This is a genomic window from Parasphingorhabdus sp. NYA22, assembly GCF_976973735.1.
The window spans coordinates 588,074-600,377 of record NZ_OZ333477.1 but is presented as its reverse complement, the minus strand read 5'-3'; the positions used below and the strand labels follow the sequence as shown (position 1 = coordinate 600,377).

The 12,304-nt window shown below is 56.1% G+C and carries 7 protein-coding genes; 6 read left to right on the top strand and 1 reads right to left on the bottom strand.

What is annotated here, in order from left to right:
* Positions 1-130 precede the first annotated feature (130 nt).
* The 6 genes from ACWFTY_RS02905 to ACWFTY_RS02880 all read left to right on the top strand — a co-directional run bounded on the left by ACWFTY_RS02905 (position 131) and on the right by ACWFTY_RS02880 (position 7,475).
* Positions 131-463, top strand: a complete 333-nt coding sequence (locus ACWFTY_RS02905; protein WP_447525898.1) for a hypothetical protein — start codon at positions 131-133, stop codon at positions 461-463.
* Positions 464-583: 120 nt separating this feature from the next.
* The gene (gene sciP, locus ACWFTY_RS02900) at positions 584-883 is read left to right on the top strand and encodes a CtrA inhibitor SciP (RefSeq protein WP_089133443.1); all 300 of its coding nucleotides are present in this window, start codon (positions 584-586) and stop codon (positions 881-883) included.
* A 165-nt stretch (positions 884-1,048) separates the two neighbouring features.
* Positions 1,049-1,312 carry a GlsB/YeaQ/YmgE family stress response membrane protein gene (locus tag ACWFTY_RS02895; protein WP_447525897.1) on the top strand — a complete coding sequence of 88 codons (264 nt, stop codon included), beginning with the start codon at positions 1,049-1,051 and terminating at the stop codon, positions 1,310-1,312.
* Positions 1,313-1,563: 251 nt separating this feature from the next.
* Entirely contained in the window at positions 1,564-2,742 is a 1,179-nt protein-coding gene (locus ACWFTY_RS02890) for an efflux RND transporter periplasmic adaptor subunit (RefSeq protein WP_447525896.1), read from the top strand.
* A 27-nt stretch (positions 2,743-2,769) separates the two neighbouring features.
* On the top strand, positions 2,770-6,195 hold the full coding sequence (locus tag ACWFTY_RS02885) for an efflux RND transporter permease subunit (protein ID WP_447525895.1): 3,426 nt from the start codon (positions 2,770-2,772) through the stop codon (positions 6,193-6,195).
* 74 nt (positions 6,196-6,269) lie between these two features.
* Positions 6,270-7,475, top strand: a complete 1,206-nt coding sequence (locus tag ACWFTY_RS02880; protein WP_447525894.1) for a DUF445 domain-containing protein — start codon at positions 6,270-6,272, stop codon at positions 7,473-7,475.
* Here the strand turns inward: ACWFTY_RS02880 and ACWFTY_RS02875 are convergent.
* Positions 7,472-12,148, bottom strand: a complete 4,677-nt coding sequence (locus tag ACWFTY_RS02875; RefSeq protein WP_447525893.1) for an NAD-glutamate dehydrogenase — start codon at positions 12,146-12,148, stop codon at positions 7,472-7,474. The genes ACWFTY_RS02880 and ACWFTY_RS02875 overlap by 4 nt on opposite strands.
* Between the last annotated feature and the right edge of the window lie 156 nt (positions 12,149-12,304).

Here is a 12,304-nt window from a genome sequence, read left to right as displayed (position 1 = left end):
TTCAGAACCCCGATATGATCCATTTTGGCACGAATTGGCTCGATACAAGGAAGGATTGCTTAACTTCTCCTAAGGCCTCGTAAACATCCCTTTTACACTAGTTTATATCTTCGCTGCTAGACCGGCGTCTATGGAAATGAACTTCCCCCATAAAGGCTCGCAATGGCCAGAGCTTGATCAAGCCCAAGATGTTCCCGCCCAGCTTGCGGATCATCAGGCGTTGCTTGCGAAAGCCATTGCCAGACAGACATCCAGCCAGTCGGCCCGGAAGTTTGTTGCAGCTAGACAAGGTCCGGGAGGCGGCAAGCGGGCAATCCACGCTTCCTTCATGGATGAGCGGATGGCTTTTTTCGCCGGACTGCCTCGTTCAGACATGACCGGCCACAAGGAAGAAATATTGTTCAGGACCGGGAGTTTTCGGCCTGATCTGGCTCAGCAGGAAATTAAAAAGATGCAAGAATAATCGAATTTATGAACGCGACGTTTACCTTGGCAGTTCAGGTAATCGAAAAGCTCTGCCGGTACGAAGGCCAGACGTAACGGGAAACGGGGTAAAATGCCGAAAGGCAAAATTGAGGGTAGTATGATTGAAAACCAAAAAATAAAACCAGCGCAAGTTGTCGGGCCCCTTGGCGAACCGCTCACCATTGATGATTTGCCGAAACCCGGTACGACTCGCTGGGTCGTCCGCCGCAAGGCGGAAGTCGTTGCAGCAGTAAACGGCGGCTTGCTGACCGTTGATGAAGTTTGCGACCGCTATGACCTGTCTCTGGAAGAATTTGCATCCTGGCAACGGGCTGTGGACCGGTCGGGCATGCCCGGACTGCGAGTCACCCGAATCCAGCATTACCGCGACTTGTACGAGCGTCAGCAGAAATATTAACCGGTATCTGCCCGGCATAATATTCCAGACAATATATATTGAATAGGGCCGCCGGGCATGTTCCGGTGGTCCTTTTTTATTCCTTCAAGTTGAAGCATTAATCGTTTATGTAATTGTATTCGCGAGTGTAAAGAGTTTATATTCGCATATAATCAGGAGGTACATATGGGTTGGATTATTGCATTGATCGTTGGCGGTATTGCGGGCTGGTTGGCAAGCATGGTCATGGGGCGTGATGCTTCCATGGGCGTTTTCTGGAATATCATTGTCGGCATCATCGGATCGATAATTGGCAATTTTGTCGGCGGCTATTTCGGCTTTGGCGGCAGTATCCAGGAATTTTCGATCATCGGTTTGTTCACCGCTTTTGTCGGTGCGGTTGTTCTGTTGCTGATACTCAACGTTATCCAGCGTGGTCGGGTGCGCTAAAACTCGCTCTTCAGCAGGAAATTTTGGAATGAGAAGGGCCGGTTCGTTCGCGAATCGGCCCTTTCATACGATGATGTTGATCGTTGATCGAAACGGGGCTTGAAAAACTGGCCGAATCCTGTTCCGGCTTGCTGCCGGTGCTATATTTATGTAACACAGCTGATGAAAATCCGGACTGGCCGGAAAATCAGCGATTCTTTTGTGTATTGCAGTGCGAAAATGCGATAAGAGCCCGACTGAAGAGTAAAAAAATGAACTATGAATCCACCATCCCCAGCGAAGATATCGCAACTCTCGACGATGTCGAAGCGCGCAGCACCAATCGCCGGCGGCTGATCATCACGGTTGCCGTCGTCGTGGCGTTGCTGCTGGCCTATATCGGCTATAATTATTTTGCCGGTGGTGCCGTCGAAGATGATGCAGCGAGTCAGGCGCCAATGGTCACGGTCATGAGCCCCGGCAAGCAGCAAGTTGTGCGAACCATCAATGCGACGGGGACCTTGGCAGCGCGACGCGAGATCCAGGTCAGCGTAGTCGGTGAAGGTGGTCGCGTAACCAATGTCTATGTTGACGCTGGCGACTGGGTCAAACAGGGTCAGATCATGGCGACCATCGACCAGTCAGTCCAGTCCCAGCAAGCAGCGAGCCTCGAAGCATCGGTTGGCGTGTCTCGCGCTGATCTCAATCTGGCGCAGGCCAATCTCGATCGCGCGGAAAAGCTTGTCGACCGGGGATTTATTTCCAAAGCCGATATTGACCGGTTGACGGCGACACGTGATTCCGCAGCCGCCCGCTTACGCGTATCTCAGGCACAGTTGAACGAAGCCCGTGCACGCAACGGCCGGCTGAACATCGTCGCTCCCAAGGCTGGTTTTGTTTTGGAACGCAACGTTGAACCGGGCCAAACTGTCACGCAGGGCAGCGGAACTTTGTTCCTGATGGCACAAAATGGGGAAATGGAATTGCAGGCGCTGCTCGGCGAAAGCGACTTGGCCAATATTTCCGTGGGCACCGTTACACAGGTCACTCCCGTCGGGACCGACAAGGTTCTCACCGGCCAAATCTGGCAAATTTCTCCGACTATTGATCCGCAATCGCGTCAAGGCATAGCCCGCATTTCGCTGGGCTATGACAGCGCCTTGCGGCCAGGCGGCTTCGCCAGCGCGCGCATCCAAAGCGGAACATCCGAGGCTTCGGTCATACCTGAATCGGCATTGCAAAATGATAGCAAAGGAAGTTTCGTTTATATCGTTGGAGCGGACAATAAGGCGGTGCGGCGCGACGTCACTGTCGGTTCGGTGTCCAGCGCCGGGCTTTCCATTACTTCCGGTTTGAACGGAAATGAAAAGATAGTGCTCCGTGCGGGCGGCTTCCTGAGCCCTGGCGAAACCGTCCGGACAGAGGTTCAGAAAAATGCTGGCGGCGCCTGATCTGTGCGCGAATTTGAGGCCTGATCGATGAATCTTCGCAATATATCCGCCTGGAGCACACGCAATCCGGTCGTGCCGCTGGTACTGTTTGCCGCGCTGCTGTTTGCCGGCTTGCTCAGTTTCAACCGCATGGATGTCGTGGACAACCCGGATGTCGAATTTCCGGCTGTGTCCGTTCGGATCTCCCAACCCGGTGCCGCACCAACGGAGATTGAAAACCAGATCACCCAGAGGGTCGAGGCGGCGGTCCGCTCGATCAGCGGCGTCAAGAATATCAGCTCTACTGCCAGCGAAGGCAGCAGCAGTACGTTCGTTGAATTTGAAATTGGTGCAGACGTAAACGACAGCGTCAACGAAGTTAAAAATGCCGTTGACCAAGTCCGCGGATCCTTGCCGGACGGCATATTGGAGCCGCAAATATCCAAAGTAGACGTGGCAGGCGGACCGATAGGATTCTTTGCTGTCAAAGCCGACGACATGACCGTCGAACAGCTCAGCTGGTTTGTCGATGACACGGTTGCCAAGCAACTGTTGACCGTCAACGGCATGGCAGAGGTCAACCGCTTTGGCGGCGTCGATCGTGAAATCCGTGTTATTTTGAAGCCAGACCGGATGCAGGCGCTGGGCGTGACCGCCAATCAAATCAACAGCGCGTTGCGCCAGGTGAATATAAATGCTGCCGGCGGGCGGGCCGAAGTGGGCGGCACCCGGCAATCGGTCCGCGTTTTGGGCAATGCCGATGATGCCTATGAGCTATCGCAAACGCAAATAGCCCTGCCCAACGGCCAGATCGTAAAATTGAGCGATGTCGCTGACGTGACGGACTCTTTTGGCGAGCGCAGTTCGATCAGCAAGGTCAAGGGCGTGGAGGTTGTTAATTTCTCGATGGACCGGGCGCGCGGCGCTTCCGACGTCACAGTTTACGATGCGGCGATCGAAATCATGGACAAGATCGAGGCAGAAAATCCGGGCATTGAATTCATTCCGCTCGGCACCAGCGTCGACTATACCAAATCGCAATATAAGAGCTCGATGCTGGCCATGATCGAGGGTGCCATTCTGGCGGTGGTCGTGGTCTTCATTTTCCTGCGTGACTGGCGCGCAACGGTCATCTCGGCCATTGCCATTCCATTGTCGGCGATCCCGACTTTCTGGTTCATGGATCTGCTGGGGTTCAACCTCAATTTTCTCTCTCTACTGGCGCTCGGCCTGGTTGCAGGTGTGCTTGTCGACGATGCCATTGTGGAGATCGAGAATATCGTGCGCCATATGCGCATGGGTAAAACCGCCTACCAGGCATCAATCGACGCTGCCGACGAAATCGGACTCGCGGTCGTCGCCACCTCTTTCTGCATCGTCGCTGTGTTCTTGCCGGTCGGGTTGATGCCTGGAATATCCGGTCAGTTTTTCAAGAACTTCGGGATTACGGTCGTTGTATCGGTCCTGATGAGTCTGGCCGTCGCGCGTATGATCACGCCGATGATCGCTGCCTATTTCCTTAAGGCCAAAGGCCATGCAGAGCATGGCGAAGGCGTCTGGATGGATCGCTATATGCGCTTGCTGAATTGGGTATTGGACCGTTCCGAATCTGATCGTATTCGGCAGACGCTGGTCCCCGCTAAAGCGGCATGGTGGCAATATCTGATCGGCTTCATTCTTTTCGCTCTGATCTTTGCAGCGTTCGTCGGCGTGGCACAAATGGTCGGGTTCATGATCAATGATCTGATTGCCGTTGTGATACCCAGCGACTTTTTAAGGGCGCTATTGAGCCTCGTCTTCGCTGTCGTGGCGGGTCTCGCGGCGGCCACTTTGGTCGCTATCGTCATCCGGAGGGTCGCGAGCGCTTTGGGCAGCGGCTTCGCCGACTGGTATGCTTACCGCGCCGGCCGGTTCCGCGCACGGGCTCACGACCATCGCATATGGATGATGGGCGTCGGAGTGGTCGCCTTTGGCATAACCGTGATATTATTTGCGATCACCCCCCAGGAATTTCAGCCAACTACAAATCAGGACACCAGCCGGGTCGAAATTGAGGTGGTTCCGGGTACGACCCTTGAACAAACCGAAAAAATCGCCGACCGGGTATCAGACCTGATGTACGCTCAGCCGGAAGTCGAGCGCGCCCTGACGCGCGTTCGCGAAACGAATGCATCGGTCTTCGTTTCTTTCAAGGCCAAACGCGACAAGACGTCGATCGAGTTTGAACAAGGCATGTTGCCGGAGCTTCAGAAGATTCCCGACGCCCGGATCTCTTTCCAGACACAAAATGGCGGTGGCGGGACCGGACGCGACATCTCCATCATGCTGACCGGGTCAGATCCCGACTTGCTCGATTCCACTGCAGCGCAGCTGGTTGAGCAGATGAAAGACATTAAGCTGGTCCGCGCTCCGCGCATTGCATCGGACCTGAGCCGGCCGGAGATCATCATCACGCCCTATATGGATCTGGCCTCTCAGCTTGGTATCACCACCGCTACGCTCAGCCAGACCATCCGCATCGCGACCCTTGGCGAGATCGATCAAAATGCAGCGAAATTCTCCCTTTCGGACCGGCAAATTCCGATCCGGGTGATGTTGCCGCTCGAATCGCGCAATGACCTGACGACCATTGAGAATCTGCCCATTCCGATCGCCAGTGGTGGCACTGTTCCCCTCAGCCGCGTAGCCGCGGTGAGTTTCGGGTCCGGGCCGACTTCGATCCAGCGCTATAATCAGAACCGCAGGACATTCGTTGGTGCCGATCTGGCGCCGGATGTCATCAAGGGCGAAGCGATGGAGAAAATCTTCGAGCTTCCGATCATGAAGAACCTGCCCACGGGCGTTTCCAACGAGGCCTTTGGCGAGGACGAATGGCAAGCGGAACTGGCAGTGAATTTCATGATCGCGCTGATTGCCGGCATTTTGCTCGTATTTGCGACATTGGTATTGCTCTACAAACGAGTAATGTCACCACTGGTCAATATGGGTTCACTGGCTCTGGCACCGCTCGGCGGCATATTCCTGGTATGGGTCACTGGCGATTCCCTTTCCATGCCGGTGCTGATCGGCGTACTCATGCTGCTCGGTATTGTCAGTAAGAACTCGATTTTGCTGATCGACTTTGCGATCGAGGAAATGAAGCGAGGAGTTCCGAAATACGAAGCCATCATGGATGCCGGGCACAAGCGCGCCCAGCCGATCGTCATGACCACCGTGGCGATGACAGCCGGCATGGTACCGACTGCGCTCTCCCTGTCGGGTGATGGCGCATGGCGTGCCCCGATGGGTACGGTGGTGATTGGCGGTTTGATTGTATCGACTTTGCTAACCTTGGTAATCGTGCCCGCAGGGTTCAGTCTGGCAGACGGATTCGAACGGCGCGCGGGCCCGTGGCTTCGCAACAAGATGCTGACCTACAAGACCGGTGATGATCGCCATGACCGGTCCGATACAGAGGTCCAGCCCGCCGAGTGAAGCCGATATCGTCACAAACAGGTAGCCCGGACGGACCGAGATTCACCGTCAAAACCACCAATGCCAGCCGTGATATGAAAATCATCGCCACCGGCATGCTGGTGGTAATGGCGATCATCTATTTTTCTGCGAAAAGCTATGAAGCGGTGCATCCGGCGCTTGGATTTGTGCGTGCCTTCGCCGAGGCTGCAATGGTCGGCGGTCTGGCAGACTGGTTCGCTGTCACCGCCCTGTTCCGCCACCCGATGGGCATTCCGATACCGCATACGGCAATCATCCCGCGCAACAAGGACCGGATCGGCGACACGCTGGCCAATTTCCTCAAGGATAATTTCCTGATTTCACGTCTGGTTGCCCAGCGCATGCGCAATGTCGACCTGGCGAGTGGAATCGGACGCTTTCTGCAATCACCGAGCGGTGGAGAGGGCCGGCTGAAATTCGGCGCGTCCCGGCTATTGGGTGATGCCATTGCCTCGCTGGACAAGGATCGCCTCGGCACCATGTTCAAGGGTGCGGTCAAAAAACAGGCCGTGGGCCTCGATATCGCGACGCCGATGGGGCAGATATTGGAAGCGGTCATGGCTGAAAAGCGTCATGGCCCGTTGATTGATTCCACCATCCGCTGGGCCTATCGTACGCTCGATACCAACGAAGCGGTGATCCGCAATATTGTAACCGATCGCGCCAATGCGGTGATGCGCTGGACCGGTCTGGATGACCGGGTCGCCAACGAGGTGCTGGACGGTCTTTACAAATTGCTCGCCGATATGGCTGCCGATCCCCATCATCCGGTTCGCGCCAAGACCGAAGAAAGCCTGGAACAACTGGCCGCTGAACTGCAGCAAGACCCGGAGCTGCGACAGAAAGTCAACGAGTGGAAACTCGAGATGATCGAAAACCCCGCCATTGCGTCATGGCTTGATGGCATCTGGGAACAGGGCCGGGAAGCACTGCTGCGGGCGGCGCGTGATCCCGATGCAGCAATGGCCGGCCAATTCGGTGATGCGCTGATCCAGCTGGGCAACAGTCTGCAGCAGGATAAGCAGCTCAATCGGCAGATCAACCGGTTCGGCCGGCGTGCGGTTATCGGTGTCGTCTCTAGCTATGGCGACAATATCGTCAAACTGGTGTCAGAGACGATCCGCAGCTGGGACACGCAGACTATCACCGACCGCGTCGAAAATGCCGTTGGCCGCGATTTGCAGTTCATCCGCGTGAACGGCACCATCGTCGGTGGACTGGTCGGACTGTCCCTTCATACGCTAGGATACTGGATCTAGCGCGAGAGCAGCAACCGTGCCTGCCCGGCAATTTGCGCCAGCATAGCAATTGACGGTTTTGGCGTTTGCTGTGCCCGGTCCATGATCTTTCGGAACTGGGCCACGCGGTCGATATTGCGATCGCCCCAGCTTTCGACAAATTGCTGCATGTCCTTACCCCGGGTCCGGCGCAGGAAATCGAGACGCATCTGCTGAAAATCACGCGCCAGACCTGCAACCAGCAAACGGTCCCAGGGATCGGACGGATTGATCCGGGTCGCGGTCATTTGCGCCCAGTCGAGGCCTAGCTGACTACCAAGCTGGGTAAAGGCTACCGCGACATCCAGTGCATCGATTTCCCGGCTATGGGCCAGATAGGCGATGCCGGCGGCACCGTCATTCTTGTAGATATTGGCGATCTTGTTCGCGATTTCAGGCGTTGCGCCTGCTTCGACCAGCGATTTCACCTGTTTGGCCGCTTGCAAGTGACCTTCGGCGGTTATCAGATTTTCGACATTTTCGTTGAGCACAGTAACGCCCGGCGCCAGCATATTGACGGTATCGTCGATCCGGTCGTCCGAAACCCCGATTCGCATCAGATCCGCCATGTGCGAGCGCAGCACATAAGCGAGGCGGTCAAAGAGAGTGATTCTGATATCTTCGGCAATCTCCGCTACTTCCAGTGCGTACCATAGCCGGTCGGCGTGGAACAGACGTTCTGCCATGACGAAGGCGCGCGCCACCTCTCCCAATGTGCATCCTTCTTCCTCGGCCAATTCGAACGGGTCGATCAGCCCCAGCCGGTTGATCATCCGGTTTGCCAATTTGGTGGCGATGATCTCGCGGCGTAACTGATGGTTGAGAATGGCCGATTCATGGCCTTCCTGCATCGCAGCTGGAAATGCCTGCAACAACTCGCTGTTCAGTCCGGGATCATCACCCAGATCACTGTTTTCGATTGCATCCTGCAGCGCGAGCTTGGCGGTTGAAATCAGTACAGCCAGTTCCGGCCGATACAGGCCCCGGTTTTCCTGGCTGCGGCGGATCAGGTCTTCGTTGCTGGCCAGTCCCTCAACCGCCCGGTTCAACTGCCCATGTTCCTCAAACTGCTCAATCAGGCGAATATAGGAAGGCAGCGATTTCGCACCACCCATTTCAGCGATCGAAAGCCCCAATGCCTGCAGCCGGTTATCTTCCAGAACCAGCGCGCCGACATCATCGGTCATTGATTTGAGCAGCGCATTTCTGACGTCAGGCTGCAGCTTGCCGCTGGCCAGTTCCGCATTGAGCGCGATCTTGATATTGACTTCATGATCCGAGCAATCAACCCCGGCACTATTGTCGATAAAGTCGGTATTGATCCGCCCGCCCCTGGCAGCGAAAGCGATGCGTGCGGCGTGGGTAATACCCAGGTTGGCCCCCTCGCCTATCACCTTCACGCGCAGTTGCTGGGCATTGAGGCGAATCTTGTCATTGGCCGGATCACCAACCTCGATGTGATTCTCTGACGCGGCCTTCACATAGGTGCCGATCCCGCCAAACCACAGCAGATCGGCCTCGCATGCCAATATGGCGGTCATTAATGCGGATGGAGTCGTCTCGTCGTCTTCGGGCAGGCCGAGCAACTTGGCAGCCTGCTTGGAAATCTTGATCGTCTTCGAACCGCGTGAAAATACTCCGCCGCCCTTGGATATCAGATCCTTGTCATAGTCATCCCAGCTGGACCGCGGCAATTCGAACAGTCTTTTCCGCTCGTTCCAGCTTTTCGCCGGATCGGGATCAGGATCGATGAAAATATGTCGGTGGTCAAAGGCTGCCACGATTTTCAGGCTCTTCGAAAGCAGCATGCCATTGCCGAACACGTCACCGGACATATCTCCGACACCGACAACGCGGATCGGTGCGGTCTGAACATCTACGCCCTTTTCAGCAAAATGGCGCTGTACCGAGACCCACGCGCCCCGCGCCGTGATCCCCATTGCCTTGTGATCATAGCCGTTGCTGCCGCCGCTGGCGAATGCATCGCCGAGCCAGAAACCGCGATCGATTGCGATCTGGTTGGCGATATCGGAGAAGCTTGCCGTGCCCTTGTCGGCCGCCACCACGAAATAGGGATCATCCTCGTCGAGCCGTTGCACCTTCGCGGGCGGCACGACTTTGCCCTCGACGATATTGTCGGTCACCGACAACAGGGCGGAAATGAAGATCTTATAGGCTTCGACACCTTCGGCAAGAAACGCGTCGCGGTCATCGCCGGAAGGCAATTGCTTGGCAAAAAAACCGCCCTTCGCACCGGTCGGCACGATCACCGCATTTTTAACCCGCTGGGCTTTCATCAAGCCCAATATTTCGGTGCGGAAATCATCCCGGCGGTCGGACCAGCGCAGGCCGCCGCGGGCCACCGGACCGGCTCGCAAATGAATGCCTTCGACACGCGGACTGTAGACGAATATCTCGCGCCACGGCACCGGCGCCGGTAGCTCGGGAATTTTGGCGCTTTCAATCTTGAAGGCAAGCGCTTCCCCAGCCTGATAGGCGAAGGCATTGGTGCGCAATATCGATTCAATAACCGCGCGGAACAGCCGCAAAATGCGGTCATCGTCAATTGCATGGACACTGACCAGAGCAGAATCCATGTCGCGTATCGCAAGGCTCGCAGCTTTCGCACGGTCGCCTTCAAAATCCGGATCATGCAAGGCACGGAAAAGTACTATCATTGCAGCCGTGACATCCGGGGCCTCGGCCAGAGCCTCTACAACCGTGACCAGACCATAGCTCAGCCCGGTCTGGCGCAAATAGCGGAACCAGGCCCGCATCCACACCGTCGAGCGAGCGTCGATGCCGGCGGTCGTGATAAGCTGGTTGAAGGCGTCATTTTCAGCCTCGCCGTCCAGCACGCTGGTAATCGCCGCCTCGATTTCATCGGAACGGGCAATCAGCCTGTCACAACGTTCCTCGGACCGCAGCTCAAGCAAAAAATCGTGAATGAAGCCCAACCGGCCATCCTCCAGCGGAGTCGGCACGGATTCGAGCACCGTAAACCCGAAATTCTCCAATGTCGGGACAGCATCCGAAAGCGGCAGCGCACCACCCAGATGATAGATTTTCAGCCGCAGCAGATCATCGGCGTCGCTGGCAAGCCGGTAAAGCCGGGTCGAACGTTGCCCACCCCGCTCCAGCTTGAACAGCCGCATGATGTCCTTGGCCGCTTCCAGCGCGCCATAGGTCGACTGATATGTGCCGGGGAAACAATTGGCGTAACGCTGCGCCAAGACTGCTGCCCGATTTTCCTGCCCGGCTTCCCTCAGGTTGCGTTCGACTTCCGGCTTCCAGCCGCGCACCATATTTTCCAGTTCCTGATCGAGCAGGTCCGGGTCCGGAATTCTGCCATCGGGTCCCATGTCGAGCGTATAACGCAAGGAGGATACACCACCCTCTTCCAGCGTACTGGACCAGCTCAATATTTTCGCGCCGGTCGCCTCTGTTAGCATATTTTCGACATTCTGCCGGCGCGCGGTCGATAGCTGCTCACGTGGAAGCCATACAAATGCAAACAGATGGCGGGCGAGCGGCGAAATCACGCTGTGCAGTTTCGGGCGCGGCCGATCGATCAGGGACATCGAGATCAATGCCAGTTTTTCAAGATCATCCTGCGCAAAGGTGATCAGCAGATCATGCGGTAGTGATGTCAGTGCATGGGTGAGACTTTTCCCCGCATGACCCGCGGTCGAAAATTCGAACTTGTCAAACAGCCGGGTGAGCTGTGTGCGCAAAACCGGAATATTCTCAGGCGCAGCGGCTAGCGCGGCACTGGTCCACATACCGGAAATGATCGATAGCGCGGCTATCTTGTTCTTTTCCCTTTCCGGTATAATGATCAAATCCATCAGGACATGACGATGCACCGTGGACAGCTGGTTGGATTTAATGATTAGCGGTGCTTGCCCGCCATTTTCAAACCACTCAAAAGCACGTCTCCGGCTTTCATCGGAGAGTATCGGCTGCTGCCGCATCCGGGCAATGCCGATCTGTTGTGTGCGGCGTCCCTTGGTATCGACTCTTTCATGGCCGAGCAATGTGAGATTGCGATCAAGGAACCAGCGGAGCAGAGTCGCCCCCTCGCCTTCTGGCAGGCCGTCGGCATTTTCACCCAATACGATCTGCAGTTTCAACCAGTCGGCAACGGCAGCGGCCACATCCTTGAGGTTCGCGCGCAGCGCCTTGACCAGTTCCCGGCGAATACGGGCATCGGTTCTCTCGAGTTCGATATAGATTACCGATTCCCGTTTCTCGCCACCGGATGCCTGTTCGATAAATTCGATCAGCTGGCCTTCGGCATCGCGCCTGACAGCGACAACCGGATGGATCAGTCGTTCGATGTTCAGGCCGAAACCGGCAATGGTCGCGCAAACCGAGTCGACCAGAAACGGCATGTCGTCGTTTACGATCGCGAGCCGCAAATGTCTGTGATTCTGCTGGCCACTGACGCTTTCCAGCGACAGGTTCGCTTCGCTGCCACGGCGTTCCTGGGCGGATCGCAATGTGAATCGCGCCGCCTCCTCACAAGCCTTTTCGTCAAAACCGATATTTTCGCCCGGCAGGGCGCTTTCGCGAAAAGCGGCAACCAGCACCTTTTCGAGGCTATCGGTTTTTGTACGGGCTGGCTTGGATTTCCGTTCGCGATTGGTCGCCATTTTTCCCCCAAGTGGATCGAGACGGGTCAGCAACCCGTCGGCATGCCCATGCTATGCGCCCAATCCGCTACACGCTCAAGAGGCTAGCCGTTCCTTTTCGGAGGCGGATAAGAGATTATTACCGATAGTGATATTTCTGTTACATATGCAACTAGT

Excerpts from the sequence above, each read along its gene's own strand:
- ACWFTY_RS02895 (WP_447525897.1), top strand. The coding sequence starts at position 1,049 with ATGGGTTGGATTATTGCATTGATCGTTGGCGGTATTGCGGGCTGGTTG.
- ACWFTY_RS02905 (WP_447525898.1), top strand. The coding sequence starts at position 131 with ATGGAAATGAACTTCCCCCATAAAGGCTCGCAATGGCCAGAGCTTGAT.
- ACWFTY_RS02875 (WP_447525893.1), bottom strand. The coding sequence starts at position 12,148 with ATGGCGACCAATCGCGAACGGAAATCCAAGCCAGCCCGTACAAAAACC.
- sciP (WP_089133443.1), top strand. The coding sequence starts at position 584 with ATGATTGAAAACCAAAAAATAAAACCAGCGCAAGTTGTCGGGCCCCTT.
- ACWFTY_RS02880 (WP_447525894.1), top strand. The coding sequence starts at position 6,270 with ATGAAAATCATCGCCACCGGCATGCTGGTGGTAATGGCGATCATCTAT.
- ACWFTY_RS02890 (WP_447525896.1), top strand. The coding sequence starts at position 1,564 with ATGAACTATGAATCCACCATCCCCAGCGAAGATATCGCAACTCTCGAC.
- ACWFTY_RS02885 (WP_447525895.1), top strand. The coding sequence starts at position 2,770 with ATGAATCTTCGCAATATATCCGCCTGGAGCACACGCAATCCGGTCGTG.